The sequence below is a fragment of the Bacillus sp. Cr_A10 genome, from assembly GCF_029222665.1.
Lineage (GTDB): Bacteria > Bacillota > Bacilli > Bacillales_A > Planococcaceae > Psychrobacillus.
Map to the genome: position 1 here is coordinate 232,555 of NZ_JARHXR010000019.1, position 23,478 is coordinate 256,032.

At 36.6% G+C, this 23,478-nt stretch carries 22 protein-coding genes; 12 read left to right on the plus strand and 10 right to left on the minus strand.

The genetic code is table 11. The features are described 5' to 3' along the window. Positions 1–220 precede the first annotated feature (220 nt). Positions 221–1,132, plus strand: a complete 912-nt coding sequence (locus P2Q73_RS17380; RefSeq protein ID WP_275789426.1) for a carbohydrate ABC transporter permease — start codon at positions 221–223, stop codon at positions 1,130–1,132. Continuing rightward, positions 1,129–1,986: a carbohydrate ABC transporter permease gene (locus tag P2Q73_RS17385; protein WP_275789428.1), complete on the plus strand. Its 858-nt coding sequence runs from the start codon at positions 1,129–1,131 to the stop codon at positions 1,984–1,986. Before P2Q73_RS17380 ends, P2Q73_RS17385 begins: the two co-directional genes overlap by 4 nt. Positions 1,987–2,325: 339 nt before the next feature. On the opposite strand, the gene P2Q73_RS17390 is transcribed toward P2Q73_RS17385, so the two are convergent. Continuing rightward, positions 2,326–2,502: a carboxymuconolactone decarboxylase family protein gene (locus P2Q73_RS17390; RefSeq protein ID WP_345798859.1), complete on the minus strand. Its 177-nt coding sequence runs from the start codon at positions 2,500–2,502 to the stop codon at positions 2,326–2,328. Between P2Q73_RS17390 and P2Q73_RS20350 the strand changes: the two genes are divergently transcribed. The 4 genes from P2Q73_RS20350 to P2Q73_RS17405 all read left to right on the plus strand — a co-directional run bounded on the left by P2Q73_RS20350 (position 2,502) and on the right by P2Q73_RS17405 (position 6,570). Beyond that, entirely contained in the window at positions 2,502–2,696 is a 195-nt protein-coding gene (locus P2Q73_RS20350) for a GntR family transcriptional regulator (RefSeq protein ID WP_345798857.1), read from the plus strand. The two genes, P2Q73_RS17390 and P2Q73_RS20350, sit on opposite strands and share 1 nt — an antisense overlap. A gap of 104 nt (positions 2,697–2,800) precedes the next feature. Continuing rightward, positions 2,801–3,532 (plus strand): FCD domain-containing protein, encoded by a 732-nt coding sequence (locus tag P2Q73_RS17395; protein WP_275789430.1) that lies wholly within the window; start codon positions 2,801–2,803, stop codon positions 3,530–3,532. Positions 3,533–3,556: 24 nt separating this feature from the next. Next, complete coding sequence (locus tag P2Q73_RS17400; RefSeq protein ID WP_275789432.1) at positions 3,557–5,113, plus strand: Na+/H+ antiporter NhaC family protein; 1,557 nt, start codon at positions 3,557–3,559, stop codon at positions 5,111–5,113. A gap of 26 nt (positions 5,114–5,139) precedes the next feature. Continuing rightward, on the plus strand, positions 5,140–6,570 hold the full coding sequence (locus P2Q73_RS17405; protein ID WP_253278853.1) for an amidohydrolase family protein: 1,431 nt from the start codon (positions 5,140–5,142) through the stop codon (positions 6,568–6,570). Between the two features lie 795 nt (positions 6,571–7,365). On the opposite strand, the gene P2Q73_RS17410 is transcribed toward P2Q73_RS17405, so the two are convergent. From P2Q73_RS17410 to P2Q73_RS17425, 4 genes are all read right to left on the minus strand, one after another. After that, positions 7,366–7,788 carry a carboxymuconolactone decarboxylase family protein gene (locus tag P2Q73_RS17410; protein ID WP_275789434.1) on the minus strand — a complete coding sequence of 141 codons (423 nt, stop codon included), beginning with the start codon at positions 7,786–7,788 and terminating at the stop codon, positions 7,366–7,368. Beyond that, on the minus strand, positions 7,751–9,385 hold the full coding sequence (locus P2Q73_RS17415) for a thiamine pyrophosphate-binding protein (protein WP_275789436.1): 1,635 nt from the start codon (positions 9,383–9,385) through the stop codon (positions 7,751–7,753). The genes P2Q73_RS17410 and P2Q73_RS17415 overlap by 38 nt, the downstream gene beginning before the upstream one ends. Positions 9,386–9,406: 21 nt before the next feature. Next, positions 9,407–11,632: an EAL domain-containing protein gene (locus P2Q73_RS17420; protein WP_275789439.1), complete on the minus strand. Its 2,226-nt coding sequence runs from the start codon at positions 11,630–11,632 to the stop codon at positions 9,407–9,409. 629 nt (positions 11,633–12,261) lie between these two features. Then, on the minus strand, positions 12,262–13,044 hold the full coding sequence (locus P2Q73_RS17425; RefSeq protein WP_275789441.1) for a hypothetical protein: 783 nt from the start codon (positions 13,042–13,044) through the stop codon (positions 12,262–12,264). A gap of 603 nt (positions 13,045–13,647) precedes the next feature. Here P2Q73_RS17425 and P2Q73_RS17430 point away from each other — a divergent pair. Both P2Q73_RS17430 and P2Q73_RS17435 read left to right on the plus strand, forming a co-directional pair. Next, entirely contained in the window at positions 13,648–14,523 is an 876-nt protein-coding gene (locus tag P2Q73_RS17430) for a helix-turn-helix domain-containing protein (protein WP_275789510.1), read from the plus strand. Between the two features lie 179 nt (positions 14,524–14,702). Then, on the plus strand, positions 14,703–15,356 hold the full coding sequence (locus tag P2Q73_RS17435) for a glucose-6-phosphate isomerase (protein WP_275789442.1): 654 nt from the start codon (positions 14,703–14,705) through the stop codon (positions 15,354–15,356). Between the two features lie 134 nt (positions 15,357–15,490). Here P2Q73_RS17435 and P2Q73_RS20450 read toward each other — a convergent pair whose 3' ends face one another. Continuing rightward, positions 15,491–15,655 (minus strand): DUF2599 domain-containing protein, encoded by a 165-nt coding sequence (locus tag P2Q73_RS20450; protein WP_481747168.1) that lies wholly within the window; start codon positions 15,653–15,655, stop codon positions 15,491–15,493. A gap of 123 nt (positions 15,656–15,778) precedes the next feature. Between P2Q73_RS20450 and P2Q73_RS17440 the strand changes: the two genes are divergently transcribed. Both P2Q73_RS17440 and P2Q73_RS17445 read left to right on the plus strand, forming a co-directional pair. Next, positions 15,779–16,444, plus strand: a complete 666-nt coding sequence (locus tag P2Q73_RS17440) for a ribonuclease H family protein (protein WP_275789444.1) — start codon at positions 15,779–15,781, stop codon at positions 16,442–16,444. A 284-nt stretch (positions 16,445–16,728) separates the two neighbouring features. Beyond that, a complete protein-coding gene (locus P2Q73_RS17445; protein WP_275789446.1) occupies positions 16,729–17,922 on the plus strand; it encodes a M14 family zinc carboxypeptidase in 1,194 nt (397 codons plus the stop codon). Between the two features lie 169 nt (positions 17,923–18,091). Here the strand turns inward: P2Q73_RS17445 and P2Q73_RS17450 are convergent, their stop codons facing one another. After that, complete coding sequence (locus tag P2Q73_RS17450) at positions 18,092–18,580, minus strand: sigma-70 family RNA polymerase sigma factor (protein WP_275789448.1); 489 nt, start codon at positions 18,578–18,580, stop codon at positions 18,092–18,094. Positions 18,581–18,849: 269 nt separating this feature from the next. Between P2Q73_RS17450 and P2Q73_RS17455 the strand changes: the two genes are divergently transcribed. Together P2Q73_RS17455 and P2Q73_RS17460 are read left to right on the plus strand one after the other, a co-directional pair. Further along, positions 18,850–19,302, plus strand: a complete 453-nt coding sequence (locus P2Q73_RS17455) for a competence protein ComK (protein ID WP_275789450.1) — start codon at positions 18,850–18,852, stop codon at positions 19,300–19,302. Positions 19,303–19,674: 372 nt separating this feature from the next. Continuing rightward, positions 19,675–20,154 (plus strand): metal-dependent hydrolase, encoded by a 480-nt coding sequence (locus P2Q73_RS17460; RefSeq protein WP_275789452.1) that lies wholly within the window; start codon positions 19,675–19,677, stop codon positions 20,152–20,154. Positions 20,155–20,308: 154 nt separating this feature from the next. Here the strand turns inward: P2Q73_RS17460 and P2Q73_RS17465 are convergent, their stop codons facing one another. From P2Q73_RS17465 to P2Q73_RS17475, 3 genes are read right to left on the minus strand one after another with little or no spacing between them, the layout of a single operon-like run. Continuing rightward, positions 20,309–20,566 carry a hypothetical protein gene (locus P2Q73_RS17465; protein ID WP_275789454.1) on the minus strand — a complete coding sequence of 86 codons (258 nt, stop codon included), beginning with the start codon at positions 20,564–20,566 and terminating at the stop codon, positions 20,309–20,311. A gap of 16 nt (positions 20,567–20,582) precedes the next feature. Next, the gene (locus tag P2Q73_RS17470) at positions 20,583–21,641 is read right to left on the minus strand and encodes an aspartate aminotransferase family protein (protein WP_275789456.1); all 1,059 of its coding nucleotides are present in this window, start codon (positions 21,639–21,641) and stop codon (positions 20,583–20,585) included. Position 21,642: 1 nt separating this feature from the next. Then, positions 21,643–23,379, minus strand: coding sequence for a sigma 54-interacting transcriptional regulator (locus P2Q73_RS17475; RefSeq protein WP_275789458.1), 1,737 nt, complete (start codon positions 23,377–23,379; stop codon positions 21,643–21,645). Positions 23,380–23,478: the final 99 nt, after the last annotated feature.

A 23,478-nucleotide genomic window follows, 5' to 3' on the forward strand; every position in this document is an offset into this window, starting at 1 on the left:
AATGCTCTCTCAGATTAGTTACACTCCATCTTTGAAAACAGAACCTCAGACTGATGAAAACGCTTGTCAGTCGAGACACGCAGTGCGAGGCGGAAGCGAATAGACCTTGAGGTCATGAGCTTACAACGATGCGCAAGTAACGAAGAATGCGAGCGTTTGTCAACGTCTGAGGGAGCAGAAATGCTCTCCTCCTTTTCTAATTAATAAGGGGAGAGTTGCATTGAAAAAGAGAAAGTTCAACTATAAGCGACAAGAAGGTCTTGTCGGATACATATTCATCCTTCCTTGGATCATCGGTTTCCTCGTCTTTACCGCAGGGCCGCTTTTATTTTCTTTAGTTGCCAGTTTCACGAATTATAATATTACTTCTCAGATGGATTTTATCGGGACTAATAATTACGAGAAATTACTATTTAACGATCAGCTTTTTTGGACATCGCTCTACAATACGTTGTATTACGTAGCCTTTTCTGTTCCACTCACGACAATTGGGGCAATTTTCCTTTCCGTCCTACTCAATCAGGATGTACCAGGTCTACGATTCTTCCGTACCATTTATTATTTACCGGCAGTCCTATCGGGCGTAGGTGTTTATCTTCTTTGGATGCAGTTGCTCGACCCGGGTACAGGTTTCGTCAACATGTTTCTTGGCTGGTTCGGGATTGATGGGCCAAATTGGCTGTTTGATCCAGAATGGACAAAGCCTTCACTTATATTAATGAAGCTTTGGAGTGTCGGCGGTGGGATGCTTCTGTACTTGGCAAGTCTGCAGGGAGTTCCAAAGTCACTTTATGAAGCAGCGGAAATCGATGGAGCAAGTAAATGGCAGCAATTCTGCTATATAACCCTCCCGATGATTACACCGGTAATCTTTTTTGATGTAGTGACAAGTCTTATTGGCGGATTCCAGATTTTCCAGGAAGCATACGTTATGACTAATGGAGGCGGTGGAGCAGTTAATTCACTTTTTTTCTATAATTACTACATGTGGAATAAAGCTTTTAAAGTATTTGATATGGGCTATGCAATGGCGATGTCATGGATTTTGTTCATCATCGTTTTCATACTCACGATGATTAATTTGAAGCTAGCTCCTCGCTGGGTTCATTATGAAGGGGAGTCGAAACGATGAGAGAATCCTATTTTAATAGCATGGCAAATCGGAAGAAAGTACTGAAAATTGTCAACTTCATCTTATTGTGCGTCGGCAGTCTATTATTCCTTTCTCCGCTTTGGTGGATGATTTCAACTTCACTAAAGACAATGCAAGAAGTAATGAGTTTTCCGCCGACTTTCTTCCCGAAAGATTGGAAGTGGGAGAACTTCGTTAAGACTTGGGAGTCTGCGCCATTTGATTTGTATACGGTTAATACGTTGACCATTACGGTGCTGGTTGTGATTGGTCAAGTGTTTGTCAACTCATTCATTGCCTATGGCTTTGCAAAAATTCCATTTAAAGGGCGGAATGTTTTATTTACGATTGTACTTTCGACAATGATGATTCCAGGTTTCGTGACTCTGATCCCGCAGTATGTGTTGTTCTCAAAACTGGGTTGGATCAATACATACTTCCCACTCGTAATTCCTGCTTTCTTCGGAAGTGCGTTCAATATTTTCTTGCTTCGTCAATTTTATATGACGATTCCGAACGAAATGATCGAGGCAGCGAGGATGGAAGGGGCAAGTCACTTTTTGATTTGGAGAAAGATCGGAATCCCATTGACGAAGCCTGCACTAGCGACAGTAGCAATCTTTTCATTCAATGGAGCTTGGAATGACTTTTTAGGTCCACTCCTTTATGTGAACAATGAGAAACTTTATACACTTCAGTTAGGGCTTCAGGTATTTAAAGGAGAGATGAATACCCAGTGGAACTACTTGATGGCAGGTTCGTTGCTTGTCCTACTACCCGTTATCATCCTGTTCTTCTTCTTCCAAAAGTATTTTATAGATGGCATCAATTTACAATCCGGAGGAAAGTCTTGATAGGTTGTGTGTCTTGTTAGAGTGGTTGTACTTGCGATTTAAGTTGCCGTAATAATAGATTAATGCTTTAGAAAAAGAAAAAGAACGAATCGTCTCACAGTTTATTATTTGTACTTACAATGGTGATTTCAAATTTTAGCCCATTTGTAAGTATAATAGATTAAATCTTCTTCGGCTGTAAATCTAGCCCAAAAAAACCCCGCAAATGTTAGTTTAGTCTCTAACATTTACGGGGCAAATCATAAATATTCGGCTGCCATTTTTGATAAAACAAAAAGTATTTTTCTACTGTTAAAATACATAGAAACGCTAAACTCTTACCGTGTTTCCTCTGTTTCCTTAAACATCTCCCCAGATATTTCCCATTGCCTGAACGGCTTTTGGAAACCCGGCGTATCCGGCACAGTGCATGATGAGCTCAATAATTTCTTCTTTGGAGAGCCCAACGTTTAGGGCTGCCTCGATATAATATGAAATCGTACAGCAAAATAAAAAAATAGATATTTGAAGATGAATTGCAGAATGGGGAAAAAATTACAGAATTGCAGATGGCACAAGATTTAGATGTGAGCCGAACTTTTGTACGAGAGGCGATATTACTTTTGGAGTTGGAAGGTCTGCTTTTTACTGAATCAAATAAAGTATATAATCTAGATTTCCGAACAATTCACGGTCTGGGTATCTTTTTTAGGAGGGGAACTAATATCTAATCTGCACTCTTTAAAATTATTAATTCTGAAAATATAGATTGTTTTTACTAGAAAAATAAATTATAATTCAAATAGCTACTCATCAGTGAGGAGGAGGTGTTTAAATGAAGATGAGTAAAGAGCTGTTTTCCAATGAATCGGATTTTCATTACTTGATTGCTCTACAGTGTCTTTCTGATTCGGAAAAACCACTTGGATCATGGATTATGAAAGAAAAGATGGAGAGCCTAGGTGATTCGATTAGTCTGGCATCTGTCGGTAGATTATTAAAGGAGTTAGATGGGCTTGGGTGGACAGAGTTAGTATCCTCACAAGGAAGAATCCTTACAGCAAAAGGGCAACGGCAACTAGAAGCTATGCAAATTGATGTAGAAAGACTAAAGATTGAGGCGGAAATGAAAGAAGCAACTGATCCTGAGAATGCGCAAGACATTATTGATTTACTAAATGTCCGTGTGATCATCGAGTCAGAGGTTATAAAATCAGTCATTGAAAATGCGTCTGACGAAGAAATAGGTCGTTTAGAGGATTCGGTTAAGCGCCATAAACAGTGTGTAAGTATGGGGGAAGATACTGAATTACTCCCGATTAATTTTCACCAAGTATTATGTACGCTCTCTTGTAACCGCTTTCTTAATTCTGTGTTAAAACTTTTAATACATGAAGAGTTAAGACTCGAAGAGAAGTTTCCTGAGATTGCAACTAAGTTAAGGGATGCACATCATCTTGTTGAACACGAACTAATTTTAGAGGCAGTAAAATCACGAGATGTGGAGAGTGCAGTTTTACTTACGAAAAGTCATATCCAAAAGCTGATTCAAAGCGTTACCAATTAATAGTTTTATAAAGGGGACGAGAAAATGGAGTATGGGATATTATCGTTATTACCACCGGTTCTTGCAATTGTCATAGCTATCGTTACTAGACAGACAATTTTATCTTTATTTATTGGGGTTTGGTTGGGTTCTACAATTATTAGCAATTGGAATCCGTTCGTTGGTTTTACATATTCAATTACGGATGTTGTCATTCCATCAATTGCGGATCCTTGGAATGCGGGACTATTATTGCTTGTGACGCTGGCAGGAGGATTTGTCAATATTCTACGCGTTACGGGTGGTGCACGTGCGTTTGCTGAAGTGGCTACAAAAAAAGTGAATACGCGCAAGAAAGCGCAAAACTTTATATGGGGTAGTTCTTTCCTATTTTCTTATACAGAGCCAGTTTTAATCTTAGGCACGGTCACTCGTCCAATCGCGGATAAGTTAAAAGTATCGCGTGTTAAATTGGCTTATATTTTGGATTCGATGGGAAGTCCGCTTGCTGCTATGTCGCCAATAAGTAGTTATGGACCTTTTATTACTGGACTTATTGCCACGCAACTTGCTGTGCTTGGTCTAAGCGATAATCCATGGTCATTATTTATCCAAATGATTCCTTATAATTTATATGGTCTGTTCGCGATGATTGGTGTGCTATTTGTAGTGAATTTGAATTTAGATATTGGTCCGATGTATAAAGCTGAAATGTTAGCGGTAGAAACTGGGGAACTGTATGGAAAAGAAGATAAGTTGATGATAGATGAATCAATCGAAGAAGAGATGATGGTATCCAACACAAAAGCGGATATTTTTAGCTTTTTAATTCCTATGGGTTTATTAATGGGCACCATTTTTACCGTAATTTTTTGGACGGGGAATATTGGTGAGAATGGATTTCGGGGTGCTTTTTTAAATTCTAATATTGTGTTGTCGATCATTTGCGGATTTATAGCAGGTGCTGTTGGCGGAATTGTCTATGCAAAATTGAAATATAAAACATCCTTAATTTATCTCTTTGATGAATTAACAAACGGTATTTTAAAGCTGATGATTGTACCTCTTATTTTGGTCATGGCATGGTCGATTGGTTCCATCGCATCTACAATGGGATTAGGCACGTTTATTACGGAATTTGTTGGAAGCTACTTGCCAGCATTCCTTGTTCCATTAGTTATTTTTATCATTGGGGCTTTGATAGCTTTTGCGACGGGTAGTTCTTGGGGTGTCTTTGCTATTATGATTCCAATAGCTGTTCCAATGGCTGCTTCTATGGATATCAATTTAGCTTTAGCGATTGGAGCTGTAATTAGTGGGGGCTTATTTGGGGATCATTGTTCACCGATTTCCGATACGACGATCATGTCCTCTACAGGGGCAGCTGCTGATCATATTGAACATGTTCGAACGCAATTGCCATACGCTTTAGTTATTGCAATTGCCTCCGCAATCGGGTTTCTTTCCGCAGGGCTTACGCAAAATGTATTTGTTGGTTTAATTGTGACGGCAATTGTTCTATTAGTAGCTTTGTATTTATTGAATCGTCGGGTAAAAGGAAGAGATTCAAGTTTGCTTATGAAGAAGCAAGTAGTCTCTTAATATAAGTGGATAGGAAGTGATAATGTATGTTGAAGGTTGATATGATTATTCATAATGGGCATCTTCTGACAATGGAAGGTAAAGGTGTTGGATTTATTGAGAACGGAGCTATAGCGATAAAAGGTAATTTAATAGAAGCAGTTGGAGAATCGACAGAAATTTTGGCTAATTATGAGGCAGAAAAGATGATTGATGCTACCAACAAATTAATTATGCCAGGATTGATCGATGCACATATCCATACGGGCATCAGTATTTTCCGCGGAGTGGCGCAAGATATGTCAAACTGGATGCAAAAAGGTCTTTGGCCATTCCAGAAACACTTACGTCCAGAAGAAAGTGTTGTTGGGTCTATGGTCAATATTATAGAAGGTTTGAAGGCAGGAACGACTACTTTTTGCGATTACGATGGGCGTATGGACTTACTTGTACACAATTATAAAAAGATTGGTGCACGGGCAAGACTTGCCGAATTGATAAACGAGATACCGGATAATATTGGAGATTTGCCAGTAGGAGAGTTATATCCTTTTGATCCTTCTATTGGTCAAGCAAAGCTTCAACGAAATCTAGATCTATATGAGGAACATAATAATACCGAAAATGGACGAATTACAGTTATCCTTGGTCCACATGGTCCGGATATGATGAGCTTGGAGCTATTAAAAGAAATTCAAGCGCATGCCGAAAGATTAGATACAAAATTGCATATGCATGTTGCACAAGGCGACCGTGAAGTACTTCAAATTGAAAAACGGTACGGTAAGCGAACGATTGAATTTCTAAAAGAACAAGGTCTTTTAAATGAGCGACTCATCGCTGTGCATTTAACTGAGGCAACAGATGAGGAAACGGAAGTTGTTGCAAAAAGTGGAGCAAAATTAATATACTGTGCAGGTAGTATAGGTATTATCGATGGTATGGTCCCGCCAGTTCAGAAGTTTTTGGATGCAGGGGGAACGGCTTGTCTTGGGTCTGACCAAGCTCCAGGGAATAACTGTAATAATATGATTAATGAGATGAAAATGGCAGCCATTTTAAACAAAGTGAAATATAAAGATCCACGAGTATTTAATGCAACTCAGGCACTTCGAATGGCAACAATCGAAGCAGCTAAAGTGATGGGTATTGACGACCAAGTTGGTACGTTAAAAGCAGGTAAAAAAGCAGACGTTATCTTACTAGATTTGTCCACACCTACATTTTTCCCAGTGTTAACAACACCTATTCGTAATATTGTTCCGAACCTTGTGTATTCTGCACGTGGGGATGAAGTCGAAACGGTAATCATTGATGGAAACATCGTGATGGAAAACCGAGTCATTTTAACAGTAAATGAGAAAGAAGAAATACGAAAAGCACAAGCAGCAGCTGAGCAGATTTCTATTCGTGCTAAAGATGATATATTAAGTGCCCACAGTGATATTCTGCAGATGGTGCGTGATGGGTTGTTATAGGATGGTTTTTTGTTGAGCGTGTACCTGTGTATGAACTTAGGACATACAGGAAACAAATAGGGTTATCCAGTGAGCCGTATACCCCTAAATTGAAACAGGTATAGAAAATGAATCTTTTTCTACACCTGTTTTTTGTGTACTCTTTAAAAATGCATCCATGTGTTAAGGACAGTTTTGATAATTGACTACAATTCACTATTAAATAAGTAAGCGGTAGATAACATTCACCTAAGAAGAGGTGGGTTGGCGTTTACCTTTGATAAATCTCTTTTGATTCATTGTAGATAATTATTGCCTATACACAGACTAACCAATAATAAATAGATTTGTTACAATGTAACTATTAGAAAAATTATTAAAAATCATTACTTTTGTTTGATTCCTTTATTGACGAAATGGACCTAGTCCAGCCTATGATCATTGTGCCAATCAGTGAGGAATTGGAGAAGACAATAAAGCAGATGACGGCAGAAAGAAGGCTGAAACACCAAGTGATTGTTTTTGGGCGTTGTCACGGGAACGTGTCAGTTGGTTAAAAGAATATACTGGTAAATTGGGTAATAAAACATAGTATTATTAAATATTTTGAACGACAAAAAATGGATGACATTATTAGAATAGAACGGCATGAGTAATGGGCAGTGATATAAAACGAGTCCCTGTGTTAGAAACAAAATAAAATGCATTTTACATGTTCTGAAAAAGACAAAGCAGCCGAAATTGAATCCGGCTGCTTTCTTCGTTTAATACCCACCTATTTGAAGTAATCCTACTTTAAAATAAAACGCTAAACCCTTAACGTGTTTCCTCTGTTTCCTTAAATATCTCCCCAGCTATTCCCATTGCCTGAACGGCTTTTGGAAACCCGGCGTATCCGGCACAGTGCATGATGAGCTCAATAATTTCTTCTTTGGAGAGCCCAACGTTTAGAGCTGCCTGTAAGTGAACTTTCAGCTGATCGAACGCTCCTTGTGTGATAAGTGCTGTGAGTGTGATGACTTCTCGTTGTGCGTGGGAAAGCGTATTTCTACCGTAGAGATCTCCAAATCCGAAGGATACAATCATCTCCCAAAAATCTGGCGAAATATTTTTAATCCCGGCCATGCCATTTCGTACTTCTTCGGAGAATAATTCTTCCATTGCATGTAAACCGGATTCGAATCGTTCGTTATTTTCCATCTTACTGCCTCCCCATTGTTGGTGGTATTTCGTTTTCATCTACTAATACTTCAATCACGATTGGTTTATTTGTTTCTTCGATTCTATGTAATGCTTCTTTAATTCGATCAGTTAATTCATATGGATTATAACAAGTATATGCTTCCAGTCCCATCGATTCGGCAAATCGGGTGACATTGAGTGGAGTCTCATAAACACCACCTATAGATGTGCCAATCATTTTTTGCATCCCTTTTTCCACCATATCCAATCGTCCATTATTCAAAACGATGAACAAGACAGGAGAGTTATAATTGTACGCCGTGGAAAGCTCTGTACCGTGCATGAACATACATCCATCCCCAACTAAGCATACAATTGTTTCATTTGGGGCTGCTAGTTTCGCACCGATGGAATAGCCAATTCCATTGCCCATTGCACCGAATATGTCATCAAAGAAGAAAGTCCCAGGCTTGTATATATCAAAGTATTTGATACCGTAAAAAGAGTGGCTTCCATCATCTCCGAAAATAATCGCTTCATCTGGAAGCGCATAACGCATCGCCCGTAATACTTGGACTGCTGACATTCGCTCTCCTGGATTATTATCTTCAAGTGGACTTAACTCGATTGGTGCTATAAATGCTTCGCTGTCGGTTTTCGGTATATCTTTTAAAATAGCCGTTAGATTTGCTTTTATATCTCCTAGAACTGGAGTAGTTGGTACTTGGATTGATTTCCCGATAAAGGTCGGGTCATAATCGAAGTGAATAATATGCTCTGGATACATCGCTTCCGATAATCCAGCGATGGACATATCACTTAGCTTTGATCCGATGACTAACAGTAGGTCAACATTCTCTTTTAAGTATGCGGTTGCTTCGTCGGTACCCCCCAATCCGAATGCACCTAATGAAAGCGTATGATTGGAAGGAAAAACTCCTTTTCCTCCTGGTGTGGTAATGACAGGGATGTTCCAATGTTCTGCAAGATGCTGAACTTCTTCATAGGCTTTACTCGAATGAACGCCCTTTCCTAGGAATAGAAGGGGACGTTTGGCCACATTCAGTTTGTCGATTACTTCACTCGTTTTAGGTGAAATCATTTCATAGGATACTGGTAACTCTAGTTGGAACGGTTCAATCTCTTCTAATAAAATATCAAACGGGATAGACAGATGTACAGGTCCTTTTACACCCGATAGAGCTTTTTCCAGTGCATGCTGCAGGAATGGCTTTAGCATATCGCCTCGTTCTACCCGTGCACTAAACTTCGTAACAGATCTAAACATATCTACAAGATCAGCACCGAATAGGCTAGAGTCCTGTCCCATTGCTTTTCCAGTATCTTTCATCGAAGGGTGTCCAGTGATGATTAATAGTGGTAGATTAGAAGCTTTTGCCTGGCCGGCAGCTGTAAGCAGGTTAGTCCCACCAGGTCCAGATGTACCAACTGCGACCCCGATTTTCTGATTCATCAAGGCATAGCCGGAAGCTTCAAACCCTGCGGCTGCTTCGTGTTTACTTAATACAAATTCCATTTCATGGTGTAATATCTCGAATAATATAGGGGATACAGCCTTTCCTGGAATGCCAAAAATATGATGAATTCCCCAATGTTTAAAATTTGCTACTAATACAGATGAAGTAGTTTTCATGCTGTCATTCTCTCCCTATGATTAATGTTGTTCTATATAAATCTTCTCAATTTCGTCCGCGGAAAGTGGTTTGCTAAAGAAATAACCTTGTGAGATATCACACTGATGAGTTTTCAGAAAATCAAGCTGTTCTTTTGTTTCCACACCTTCTGCGATTACCTCTTTATGAAGGTTATGTGCTAATGAGATAATTGCTTTTACAATGATGGCATCCTTCTCATTGTTCATTAATTCACTCACAAAGGATTTGTCGATCTTAATATAATCAATTGGAAAATTTTTAAGATAATTGAACGAGCTATAGCCTGTTCCAAAATCATCAATACTGATGCCAATACCGAGAGCTTTTAGTTGTTCCAATACTTGAATGGAGTAGTCGTACTCCATCGCCATATATTCGGTAATTTCCACGACTACATATGCTGGATCGATAGCTGTACGTTTCAATACATTTTCCATATATGGTATCAGATTTCCGGTAAGGAATTGCTGCGTGGATAGGTTAACGGACATTTTCACAGGTGTCATTCCAGCATCATGCCATTTTTTGTTTTGAGTACAGGCCTCATCGATGACCCACTCTCCAATTTGAGTAATCAATCCGTTTTCTTCTGCTAGTTTTATAAATTTTCCTGGAGGTATCAGACCTAACGTAGGATGCTGCCAACGAATTAGCGCTTCAAATCCAACCAATTTACCGGTGTCGTTATTAATCTGGGGCTGATAATAGAGAACAAACTCATTATTCTCCAATGCTCTTCTTAAATCTACCTCGAGCATGTATTCGTCCATCATTGCATCTAATAATTCGGAGGTATGAACGACATAGCGATTTTTCCCTTGAGATTTTGCCTGGTACATCGCATTATCGGCATAAACCATGAGCTGTTCCATTGTAATTGGATGGTTGGGATAAATCGCAACCCCGATACTCGCTGTCGTATGTAATTCTTTTCCGCTGACATGAAAAGGTTGCAGCAACAGTTGGAGTATCTCTTCCGCTTTTTTCGTGACATAATCCGGTTCAACAAAATCTTTCAGTAGGAAAATAAATTCATCGCCACCCATTCGAGCGAGCATATCCTTTTCCCCAAGACAACCACTCAAACGTTTACTTACCTCGATCAGGAGTTTATCCCCGTATGAATGATTAAAGTTATCATTAATGATTTTAAAACGATCCAGGTCTATAAATAAAAGGGCTAAAGTTCTATTGCGACCAGCATTTAATTCCTTAATAATGGATTCTATTTCCTTATTAATATATCGTCTGTTTGGTAGATTTGTTAAATCATCATGATAGGCTAAGTAGTTATACTTCTCCTGCAGTATGTAACGATCTGAGATGTCCCTAAACTGACCAAAGGCTCCTATCATTTTATCTTCTTCATATATAGGCTGTGCATCGAACAAGCAGACAATGAGGTTGCCCGCGTCATCTTTAAATTTAATTTCTTCATTTTTAAATATCTTTTTCTGTTCCAGTACTTCTTTGAAATACTCGCCCGTTAGATCCGATTCAAGAATATTTCTTCCCACTACCGAATCTCTACTAATATTTGAAATTTTTTGGGCAAAGCTATTAAACTCGGTAGTGATCCCTTTCTCATCTGTAATTACAATTCCGTTTCTTGTTCTACTTAACATAATCTGATTCATAATATTAAGCTTTTTATTTTGTTTTCTTAATAATAATTCTCTTTCGATTGAATCAACTGCCTGAGTTAGCATCGTTAAGAAAAGTTCATTCTGAAACTGGATGGGCATCATGATACATACACTACCAAGCAAGTTGTTTTCATCCGTATAATGAAATGCAGTCCCGTAACAAGCAATATCATGAAGAAACGTATGATAATGTTGTTCGCCAATAATACTGATCGGATGCTTTTGTTGCAACGACAGACTAATAACATTCGTACCTGTATCTTCTTGGGTGAATAGACTGCCAGACTTGATACCGAATTGTTCAATGGTAGACTTTATCGTTTCATCTCCTTCAATTTCAAGAAGATAACCAGTTGCATCCGAAACAACAACAAGTATTGGAGTACCTTTTAAGGAATCCAGTAGCTTATTCGAGAAAAAACTTACTACTGAAAGTATTTCGCTATAAGATTTTCTCTTCTGTTCAAACTCCACTTCACTTAAAAAGGTCTTTGGTCTTGATACCACATTCGGATCCATCCCGGCCTCTATACACTTTCTCTTAGATTCTGTAATGTAGTTCGGTTCCGTCGTATTCATGTTTTCCTCCTTAAGCCTTTATATATAATTTATACCCTAGTCTAAAAGAGTTGATTTTTTATAGTAAAAAGGAATTCGTTTCCGCTCTGGTAAAATTAATACAAAATGACCGATAGAAAGAATTCCCAATGGTACTAACTTTACCGCAAAACATTGTTAAATTCAATGTCAGAGGAAACGAGTAGAAGGTTCTCCTGTCCCCTGACATCTATGGCAAGAAATCAATAAGAATCTGGAAGTTCAAAGGATTTCTTCAGTTATGTTTCAAATAACTATTAGTGTAGTCTGTGAAAAAAGAATCTTATTTTTGGTATAATTTTGATGTTAAGGAAGGACTATTACTTCGAAAATGGCAGAGGCAATTGCTAGATGCTTCTACTGATTATAGAGGAAGAAATCTCTAAATTAACTAGATTGATGCAAGAATGCTAAGGAACCAGTTATTGTGATGATTATCGGGGAGTTAAAGGCAGGGAAACAACTTTTATTAATGCCTTCTTGTGAGAAGCTTGACAATTCTGCAGTTGGAAGTAGGGGGAGCAGCACCAGTTTACAGATTGAAAGCTAAAAGCCGTCGAAATTGTATCTTCGACGGCTCTATTTTTGAAAAGAAAATGCCTATTTATTAGTTAAAATTGTTTTTGTACTTCTATGATTTTGTAGCTTCCATTGTCTGTTTTAAGCAATGTAATTGTATACGTATGAGCATCTACGAGACCATTATATTTTTGGTGTTCACTGATTTTCACAAGATTGGACATGCCTTTTTTGTTGTCTTTATCTACAGTTGGTGCTTGGTAATGGGTGATAGATGTTTTATCCGTCCATGTTAAGGTACTCACTACAAAGTAATTAGAGTTAATGTTATCCGTGTTTTGTGGGAAGTAATAATGTGTTTCACCATCAATTTCTTTTTTCAACATGCTGTTAGAAATAAATCGAGATGTAAACTCATCAGCGAAATGAGGGCTGAAAAGTGTCAGAATCTCTTGTTTTGTATGGTAGCCTCTTGTCGTGCTGATTTGTTTTGCAGCAGCTTCTTGGAAAAGTTTTTGAAAGGATAAGATTTCAAGCTTTCTCTTAGAAGGTGTTTCGTATTTGATCTTCGTATTTTTTTGTACAAAGCTTTCCGCACCTACACCATATAATCCATTTAAATTAGATTTGTAGCTGTAGACTCGGTATTCGTCGCCTTTTTTCAATGTACGAACAGTTGTAAGGGTACCATCAGATGCAAGTTTAACTAAAGGAGTATCCTGTAATACTGTCACTTTACCAATTTGTCCAATTTTTAATTCTGTTTTGCCCCACATAATTTTTGAAGGTGTGGCAGCACTTACTGAAGCAACTGATGCAAACGACAACGAAACTAATAAGACTGTTATTGCGACCATTTTTAATAAATTTTTCACTAAATATCTCTCCTTTACGTTTAGTAAGTGAGAAACTATCATAACATGCAATTTTGGTAAATTATAGATTATAAGGAACTAAAAAGTATGGCGGAGGGAGTGTCTAAAGGGGGAAAGAAAGTATTGATATACATAGTAGAGAGTTGGCCAGAGATTCTTGAAAGGAATACTAACTTGGTAGAATTCAGCTGTTTGTCGTGTTCAAGTGGTTTTTGGTTTTTTCACATTTAAAAGGTATATGAAGATGTTTGTCGAATCTTGCATTAGAGAATATAAAATTGCACAAGTTCTGATGTGGTAGCTTGTTTGGGATTTATCCAGCGTTGAAAGCAGCAAGGATGAATACGAGTAAAGCCTTAAGGTTTTAATGATCCTAACCAATGAGAATGAGGCGAATTCTATATTGAAAATTAGAAAGTAACAAGCAATCGAATAAATATTTTTGGCTGCTAATCTTTTAGTATCCTTCTATTGCAAAGTATCTTTTTGAATTTAATAAAAACAAAGCTATGCTCAAATAACTATGGGTTAAATGAAGCAAGATTTGCTATTATCTACATAGTAATTTTAGAAAAATCCAAATATGGAGTGATTTGTTTGGAAATGACATATTTAGGGCTAGAAATCAGTAAACTTAGAGCTGAATTGGGAATGTCTCAAAAGGAGCTTGCAAAAGATATTTGTACTCAGTCTACAATTAGTCGAATTGAGGCAGGTGAAGTTTATCCTGCAATAGATACTTTATTAAAAATTGCATTAAAGCTACAGGTCCCTGTTGAATATTTAATTGAAATGCTATTTTATAAGAACGTATTAGAAAGTGAAAGATTAATAAAAAATATTGAGTTTCACTTAAAAGAGCATGACTATAAAAAGATAATTTCAATTATAAATAAAAATGAAATATCCTTGGACAATATTTGGTTAAATTTTTATTTAGATTATCTTTTACAAACAGCTCATTATAATTTAAAAATGATTTCTCCAGAAGAATGTATCACCAATTTGAAGAATATTTTAATTTCATCCAATCAAACTACCATCCAGTTCCGTTTTTTGCATATAAAAATTAACAATACGATTGCCATCGTATATGCAGAAAACGGTGAAGCTAACAAAAGCTTATATTACTATAATAAAATCCTTAAGGAACATATTCAAAAAAATTATAATGATTATAAGATTTATGAAACGCTTATTACAGTACTATATAACAAGTGTAAAGTACTGTATGACATAAATAATATTGAAGAAGCACTTGATACTGCTAATCAAGGAATAAGCAAATCCAAAGAAACAGGTATTATCTCCTTAGCAGGACAATTCTTATATTATAAAGGGCAATGCTTAGAAAAAATGGATTTTCCCTTTAAAGAAATAAAAGAAGTATACACGCAATCTCTGTCTTTATTTGAATTTATGGAATTTCCTTTTTATATTAAAGCTATTAAGGAAAATAAAAAGCAGTACTTAAAGTAAGTTTAACCAGCGGTATTCTTTCTTTAAAAGTAGTCTAAAGTCACAATCAAAAGCCACTGTTTAAAAAAAATATCCATTTATGCATATCCGGAAGATTTTATAAAATATAACTATTATATTTTATAAAGGCAAACATACTTTATATAGTATTTTGTACTCCACAAAAATGAGGTTATTGCATGAATGGAACTAATATTCCACCTAATCTAGTTTTTTGGGAGAATCATGACCAAGTTATAAGTTCAATTAATGAGTTGGCGGAAGAAATACGAAATAATTCATCCATTCTAATCGTCACAGGGTTTGGAGAATTATATTATGCCACTAAGATGTATTACGAAGGATTAAAAGCCTATTTCAACTCGGATGCAAATATTCCAGAGATTATTTTTGCTGGGGAACATAGGAGTGGACTTTATATAAATCAATTGATCCAGTACATTGCATACAAAGACGTATACATTAATGTTATATCCAATTCAGGTTCTGTAAACGGACCACCCAGTGCCTATAGACTATTACGGGCTTACATGGAACGACGCTATAGGTATGAATCGACTTCCCGAGTCATTGTTACTACTGATGGCCATGATGATGCCTACAAGGTTTTGGCGACAGAGAGGGAAAACCGTACATTCGTGATTCCAAGGATAAAGAAACCTTTGGAGATTTCTCCCGTAGGATTGTTACCGCTAGCAGTTGCTGGATGTGATGTGGAAGCATTGCAAAAAATGTGTGAAGAGGTAGCATTAAAATTATTAAAAGGTAATCATGAACTCAGCATTGAAAATCTTTATAAAGCAACTAAAGAAATATTATCTGGACAAAAATAAACTTCATCTATTTATAAGTCAAAAATAGTTAAAGGGTCTGTTCTGTATGTCACTTATAGTGACTTTTGGGACAGACCCTTCCATATTCAACAAAGTGTAAGATATATAGCTAAGGAGTTAATGTAAAGCGTTGGCTATTTTGGATTACATGATCCTAAAACGGTAGAAAGGTAATATACATTTGGTCTGTGAGGTTCTAAATTCCAAGCGCTTTTTTTCTTGGAGAAGTCATAGTGACAAACAAATTGGGTTTCATTCCTCTCAGTTGCATTGGAATATAAAAAAATATGGATGTTCATTATTGAATCCCTGTGATAGCAATAAACTTATCTTATAAACTTTCATCTGATTTACTAAAGCGAGCCTTGGGTAAACTAATTTTGTATATAAACTAAAAGATAGTTAATGGTAGGAGGATGAATATGAAGATTCGAATGGAATGGACATATAAAACGCCGAAGGGAGCAGAAATAATCTTTCGTACAGATGAAATGCCAGCTGCACAGGCTCTTATGCTTGCAGAAGATATGGAGCGAACTGGTCGTACAAAAAGTTTGGTGTTTCTAGATAGTTTTGATAGTAGTTGGACAATCAAAGAATTGAAAAAATATATAAAGGGAATTGAAACAGAGCCGCATAATGTAACTGTCTATTTCGACGGGGGATATGATCGGGAATCGAGTAGGGCTGGGTTAGGCTGTGTTATTTATTATGAGCAGAGTGGTAAATCGTACAGATTACGACGGAATGCTCCTGTTGTGGGGCTCACTTCAAATAACGAGGCAGAATATGCAGCACTTCATTTAGGATTACAGGAGCTGGAGAATTTGAATGTTCACCATTTACCTGTGAGGTTCATTGGTGATTCTCAGGTAGTAATTAATCATCTGAGCGAGGAATGGCCAGTTGTCGAAAAAGATTTGTCCAGCTGGGCAGACAAAATTGAGAAAAAAATCAAAGACATCGGTATTCAACCAGAGTATGAATTGGTACAACGAAAAGGGAATGCAGAAGCCGATCGGTTGGCTACGCAGGCTTTGAATGGCATTGAAATAATTGCTACGAGTGAAGTGATAGGAGATAAGTGATTTATTGCTTGAAGTAAAACAAAGCAAAGCGTCCTTTTGTAAAGGACTCTTGTTTGTTTAGGAAGTTATTGTTGTTGATGGCTAAATAAAAGACATATGGTTAATTTTACCTAATAATTCTATCGTTTCGATAGACGAAATAATTAGTCCTTCGTGTCTCTAAAGATACAGGATGAAAATCTATTTACATTACTAACTATTCAAATATTCAAAATATATTTACTATTTAATAATCTTTTGATAATCTATAAACGAAAATAGATAAATAGAAGGAGTGAATGTAATTGAAGAAGAAAATAGTTAGTACAATTGGAATATTAGGTTTGTGTACAAGTTTGGCTCTCCCTACCTATGCGGCGGAAAAGGTGGATTCAGAAACACATCATCATGAGTACTCAATTTCTGGTTTTATAAGTCACAGTGAACTCAAAAAAAGTTTATATCAGATGGAAGCTTCCAGTAAAGGGCTTTTAGAGGTTGATGTTGCTGGTCAATCTCATAAAGGACTAGATATATACACTGTGAAGGTTGGAACTGGAGATAAGGTAATTCTAATTCAAAGTGAAATTCATGGAAACGAGAAAACTGGAACTGTGGCAATTTTGAATCTACTCAAAAATCTTTCCGCCAATTCCAAGGAAGCAAATCAAATAAGAGATGAAGTCACACTTGTTTTTATGCCGATGATGAACCCAGATGCATCTGAGGCCGATAAGCGTCGAAATAGCATGACATGGGCAGAGGTAGTAGAGGACTTTCCACAGCTAGCGAGCGCTAAACCTTCTTGGAACTACCTAGATCGAGGGATTAGCCAAAGCTATAACTATGGCGAAAACCCTGGGTTCGATGTAAATAGGGATTTCAATCCTGATCTCAATTATGTTCCAACAGCTCAAGATTTTCCAGGGGCATCCAATAAGCCTGGATGGTTTATCACACCTGAATCGCAAACTTCACGTGATGTATATAAGGCATTGAAATCGGAATATGGAAACGTAGATGTCTTCATAGATCTTCACCATCAAGGCATGTATTATGTGGATGGTACTTCCGATGAAGTGACACTATCGTTATCCGCACAGTTTGTTCCAGATCCGAATACACCAGAAGGGGCGAAATATGCACAATTTGCCGATAACTATAACTATGACTTTTCAAGACAATTGAACGTTGCAGTATATAATGAACTTCAATCCTATGGAAACTCAAAGTTTAAGAACATATCACTCTATTCCCAAGGACTTGATCTTCCGGGCACAGCACTTGGAAGCTATGCCCTTAATGGAAGTGGAACGGTGCTGTTTGAGGTGAGAGGACAGACACAAATGATGGGACAGAAAGAAAAAGGACAACTTGTGAAATCGGTTGAACGTGGCCTTGACGCAATTATTAAAGGGGTTGCAGATGGAACCGTTGAAAACTTGAACCCGGCAGACTATGAGAAGATTCCACTTACGGCATCTAAACCGACAAATTAAACAAGAAATATATATTAGAACCGCCTTCATATCCAAATGATATGAAGGCGGTTCTTTTGTGCTTTTGGTATAGCGTTTTTGAGTTTGACAGAACGTATCGCAAGATTAACTTCAATAATTTCGCAAGTTATTCTCTAAAATCTCAATATACTTACCGATGAGACTTCATTTATTTCTTGCTCTGCATCATTTCTCTTAATTTTCTCAGCATTCGTTCACGTCTTTTTTTAATTCCAGGAATGGTTATTCCAGCTCTTGTTGCTGCTTGTTGGAGGGAGATACCTTCGACGAAGATCCAAAGAATTAATGCGCGTTCGTTTGTTGTTAGCTGTTCAAGTGCAAGACTTAGATCCTCATTTTGGATACTTCTTTCTAATACATGTTCTAAGAGAAAGGAAAGTTTTTCATCTTCCATGGGATTAATTGTTTCCTCTACATGTTTTTCTTTCTTTAATTCGTCCAGGATGGACCCATAAATGCAACGGTATGCATAAGGTGCAAATTCTCCTTTAGCTTCATCAAATTTTACCCATGCTTTCCATAAGGCGATTCTGCCTGCTTGTTTGTATAAATCATGATTTTTGTAAATGTTTAATTTTCGGATGCAGGATGAAATCATGGGTTCATATTGTGTTAATATTTTTTCGAACGAGTTCAATGGGTTTTCCTTTGGAGTCGTGCACGATTCGTTTATTCCTAGGTAGCCCTAAGCATAGATGTGATTGGTATTCTTATCTAATCGTTTATTAGGGCGTTTGTTAAAGAAAAACTATACGTTTTCCATATTTAAACGAATTGTTTTATATTGGAAGAAATTCCTAATAACTATTAATAATTCAAACAATTACATATATTCAGTATAATTAGACTATACAAGTATATGGATATTTGGTAGGATGGTGCTATAGGAGGAAAAGGAGGATATTATTGAAAAAATGTTTTTTAATTGATAAAAACACGTTAATGCTTAAATCAGTGTTTACTGGAGTTTACAAATCTAAAATCATTAAGACATATGGAGTCTATTATTCACCATTGTCCGTTCAACAACTATTGGGAAATGCTTGTATTCCATATGCATCTACTTTAGAAGGGCGCATCCAAGCGATTAAAAAGATGATGAATTATTTTGTGAAGACACCTCTTCTCATTGATCCGAATGGGATAGCTGCTTTCCCAACGATTTCTTATAAAAACCTGGAGTGTGTTTGGATCTTTAATCATCATTTTGAAGTTGAATCTCTTGGAAAAGGGAAATCTAAAGTTACCTTTAGTAATGGTGAAGCTTATATCGTTCATGTATCTAAAAATGTATTATTAAAACAAAAGCAGAGGCTTCACGCCACGATCGACACCTACCGCACGATCCATCGTGATTAAAAATATATAGGAAATGATCCTATTAAAAAGAATTGTCACGATACATTTCGCATAAACATCTACCACTAAAAATTGTCTCCTATATTAAATGAGAATGTTGAAGTGTTATAGATAGAGATTATAAAAGAAATAGAAGGACGTGCGACTAGAAGATACTCACTTCAGTCGCTTTTTTGTTTTTGTATTTTAAAGAAAATATAGAGAAAGGAGTTATATGACAAAGAGATATTACTGGTGCCAGGCACCAGTAATATCTTTGTCATATGGAGAACTATAAAAATAATGCGAATATAGGTTCGATGGCTCTTTATTTCTTTTGTTAGCATAGTGTAAAGTGATAATTGACTTATTAACTAAAGGAGAATTACTAGCATGACAGGAAACACACACATCGTAGGCGGTATTGCAGCAAGTCTTGCTTTTGCTCAAGTCTCCCATTATGATCCGGTTATTTTGTTGGGGGCTGGTGTCGTTGGCGCATTGATACCGGATATTTGCCATGGAGGGAGCACAATCGGTCGGAAGCTTCCAATCGTTTCAAAGGTTATTAATACAATCTTTGGGCATCGGTCTTTTACGCATAGTTTGTTATTTTTACTTCTAATAGGGGTTTTATTAACAACATTCATGAAAAACGAGTCGGTGACAGCAGGGATATTAGTTGGGATGGTTAGTCATTATATTTTGGATATGGCAACTAAAAATGGGATTAAACTATTGTTTCCTTTGAAGGTAACAATTCGTTTTCCTCTCACAACGAGAACTGGTGGATCAGTAGAATATGTAGTATTTGCTGCATTGTCTCTGCTTTCAGTGTATTTTGGATTTGGAGCGTTCGGTGATTATTTTTAAAAATAGAAGTACTGTTCCCAAGTCAAATAGCGGATCAACTTTGAACTGTCCTCTTACATATTTTTATTATCAGATAGTGTGACAGGAGTATTACTGGTGCCAGGCACCAGTAATACTCCTGTCATAATCTTCTTTCTTCTTTCTTTTTTTATATTTATCCCCAGCCAGCGTATTCTTTGAGTTTTTCATATTGGAAGTTCCCGTTTTCGATATTATGGAACGCTTTATCTAATAATCTTAATGCTTCCTTCACTTCTGCGGTCGTTATTGTAAGTGGAGGTGTTATTTCTAACACATTTCCGTAAATTCCTACATTATAGATTAGTAGTCCAATTTCATAGCAATGGTAACAAAGAGCTGCAGTTTTTACTGCGTCTGGTTTTTTAGAGTCTCTGTCAGTTACAATTTCCACACCAATGGAAAGCCCCTTACCTCGTACATCTCCAATGCACTCGGTATTTCTCTTTTAGTTTATTTAAGCCATTTAAGAACAAAACGCCTTGTTTTTCTGCGTTTTCTAGCAAGTATTCCTCCTCGATGATTCGGATGTTTTCAATCGCTGCAGAAGTAGAAATCGGGTTTCCGCTTGTTGTAAACATGTGACCAGCTGCAACCGTGTCTAAAATTTCTTTTCGACCAACTACCGCACTGATTGGAAGTCCTGCCCCCAGTGACTTGCCTAATACGACTACGTCTGGAACAATACTGGAGTGCTCAAATGAAAACCATTTTCCTGTGCGCCCCATACCAACCTTTACCTCATCCACTATCAGATAAATTCCATGTTGGTCACAGATGTTACGGAGTGCATTCAAAAATTGTTCGGGTGGAAGAATCATTCCTCCATCGCTTTGGATAGCTTCTAAAATGACACCTGCAGTATCTTCAGCGGGGCAAATAGTAGTAAATACTTCTTCTAAGAAATGCATTGTTTGGTCAGTTAAATTTTCACTTATTCCGCTGAAAGGTCTATATACATTTGGATAAGGGATTTTTACTACATTTCCTCTACCTTCAAATTTTGATTGCGCACTATGTCCCGAAAGAGAAGAAGCACCCATCGTTTGGCCGTGATACGAACCGATAAACGAAATGATTTTATTTCGACCAGTAGCAACAGGAAGAAATTTACTAATTAAGTCATTTGCATCAGAACCAGAGTGTCCGAACCATACCTTTTTCTCGAAATTACCTGGAACAATCTCGACAAGTTTATCCGCTAATTGAATCATTGTTTCGCTTGGAGCACTTAATTGTGTCGTAAAGGAGAGCTTTATATATTGATCGTGAATAATTTTAGCGATAGATTCTCTTCCATAACCAACGTTTGCTACTGCCCAGCCAGCTGTTAAATCTAGGTATCGCTGATCATTAATATCCGTTATGTAACAACCTTTTGCCTCTTTTACTGTAAGAGGAAAGAAACGAAGCTTTAAACCTTCTGAGATAAGCTCTTTATCTTTTTTTAGTAACTCTTTTTGATCCATTCTAACTCTCTCCTCGCGTAATGGTAATTTCATATTTTTTTATTTTATAGTTTAGACTTTGCCTTGTAATACCCAGCATTTCAGCGGCATTTGTAATATGAAAATTAGCACTTGCTAATGTGTTAGCTATTATCTCTTTCTCAAAAGCTTCTACTTGCTCTGTTAAAGATAGGGAAGAAGGAAGATAGTCTCTAGGGAAATCCACTTCGTTATATGTGACTTGCTCTTTCGATATATAGCTTGGCAAATGATCAGCAGAAATGACTGTACTGTTATCTAATAGAGCAATAGCACCTTCAATGATGTATTCTAACTGTCTTACATTGCCTGGGAAATTATATTTTAATAAGATTTCAAGAGCTTCTTCTGAGATGTTATAGGAAAAATTCTCATTGAGCATAAATTGCTTTTTTAGGAAGTATTCGATTAGTAATGGAATATCCTCTTTTCTTTCACGAAGGCTGGGAACTCTCATTGAAACTCCGGCTAATATATAAAACATTTCCTCTAACAAGTGATTATTCTTAAGGGCTACCTCGGGTTTTTCGTTCATTAAAGAAATAAAACGAATCTGAATTGGTATCTCGGAAATGCCATTTCCTATAATTAATTTATTGTCACGTAATACTCTTAATAGTTTCTCTTGCACTGAAACATCGATAGTATTTACCTCATCCAATAAAATAGTTCCACCATTTGCAAGTTCTAATAAACCTTTAGAGTTACTATCCCCAAATAATGTTTTTTCCAATAAATTACTGGGTATTGCTCCACAATTTAAGTTAAAGAAAGGTGTTTGCTTCGTTCTAACTTTATTCGTTAAACGACTTGCAACAAAATTTTTTCCAACACCTTTTTCCCCGTATATGAGTACATTCGTTGTAGAACTGGAAGCGCTTTCTATATCATTAATAATTTTTAACATTGTTTTATTTTTACTTGTAAGTGAAGGTGCAGAGAGTATTTTCTTTTCTTCTTTTATAGCTAGTGTATTGTTTCCTTCAAATTTCATTTGAACCATGTCACTAATGATTGTTTCTGTTTTTGACAAGTCACGGACAATGGATAATGCACCTATTTTTTTGTTTCCCAATAAAAGAGGCTCACTCGTTTTGTTTACTGTGTATTTTTTGCCGCTATTCGAAAAAAAAGACTCATTTTGTATTATTTTTCTTTCTTTCACTAAAGAGTTTAGCAGAGGGTCCACTTTAAAATTTGCCTTTTGAAACACCGATCCATAGAGTTCTTCTCTTACCCCCAAAGGTTCTCTAGAATCTAGCTCTCCCATTTTTTTGTTATAAAAAATTACTTTTTGATTGTTATCAATAAAACAGACTCCTTCCTCCACTTTATCTAAAATACTATGAAATAGTCGTATTTGGTTATTTGCTTCTTTTAAATCATTTAATGTGTTTTGGAGGCTAGTAATATTTTTAAACACTATTAAAATATTATCTTTGTTTATATATCGAAAATTTGCGAGCAGTTGATTCAAACCAATTGAAATGTTGATATTCCTCATATCTTGTTTATTTAGCATAAACAATTCCAAATCCTTCGAATGGATGAGGAAGCAAAGTGGCTTTCCAATCAAATCACTTATAGTTAGCTTCGGAAAATAATCAATAACCGCTTTGTTTACCCCAGTTATTAAACCTTCCTTATCCGCAATGATCACCCCTTCAAAAAGAAAGGGTGCGATTTTCTCAAAATCAATATTCTTTAAAAGTTGTTTCAATTTTTGTCACCTCCGAAAAATTTCTTTCATACAGTTGTTTGTAAACTCTGAAAAATCTTATAATCGAGTCTATCATACTTAATAAATTTGTTGAACAGA